This window comes from Streptomyces sp. NPDC059679 (assembly GCF_042734105.1).
In the GTDB taxonomy this organism is placed as follows: Bacteria; Actinomycetota; Actinomycetes; order Streptomycetales; family Streptomycetaceae; genus Streptomyces.
In genome coordinates this window covers 1-832 of sequence record NZ_JBHWES010000182.1, presented here as the reverse complement: position 1 = coordinate 832, position 832 = coordinate 1, and the positions used below count along the sequence as shown (strand labels likewise).

Genomic DNA, 832 nt, shown 5'->3' with positions numbered 1-832 from the left:
TCCCTACTCTTGTGGTTGGTTGGTTGGGTCTCCGTGCGATTTTGTTGTGGGTGTGTGGGGCGGGTGTGGCGGGGGGGGGGCTCCACCGTGGGGGGGGGGGGGGGGTTGGCACCGCCGCCCCGGCCCTACTCGAAACCCGAAACCGATCACGGAATGGAGGCCCTACATGGGTTACGAATACCACGTCACCGGTACCGTCACGGTGACCCCGCCGATTGCTCTCGTCTGGCTAAAGGAAGTGACCCACGGGCCGGAACTGCCCATCTTCCGGTATGCCGACGACGCGGACGACCCCGCCGCCGCAGGACCCTGGTCCGACATGGTGGGTATCTGGGCTCTGACTCCGGCCGAGGACCAGCCCGCGAAGGTCGGCGCGCTCACCGTGCGGCACACCTCGAAGTCTTCCGGCATCTCCGTGCCCCTTGCTCGCTTCGCCCGGATCTGCGTCGAGGCCGGTCACCGGGTCACGAGCAACCTCAAGTTCCACGGCGAATGCGGCGAACACGGCGTGATCCAGCTGGACAAGGGCGGCGTGATCAAATGGGTCGAGACTCACGCCCCCGGACGGGAACCCACGCGCTGGTGACGGCCGCCCGCCCGGTCCGGCCAGTCGGCCGGACCGGGCGGAGCCCGGACGGCGCGGAGTCCGCGACGACCGCACGCCGGTACTTCTGCCCCGCGCTGGCCGAAGAGGCAACCCGCCGCGGGCGCCGGCCGCGTCGCTGGAGTTGCGGCTGGTGCGTGGTTTTGTGGTGGTGCACCCGGCCGTTGGCCGGGTCCGGGGGCTGCGCGCCCCCAGACCCCTGCGCCAGCGCCTGGGGCGCGCTGGACC

At 70.8% G+C, this 832-nt stretch carries 1 protein-coding gene; it reads left to right on the top strand.

Going from position 1 to position 832, the window contains the following annotated elements; all coding sequences use genetic code 11:
• The first annotated feature begins 166 nt into the window (after nucleotides 1-166).
• Nucleotides 167-586, top strand: coding sequence for a hypothetical protein (locus tag ACFV2X_RS55495; protein ID WP_385631939.1), 420 nt, complete (start codon nucleotides 167-169; stop codon nucleotides 584-586).
• The last annotated feature ends 246 nt before the right edge of the window (nucleotides 587-832 follow it).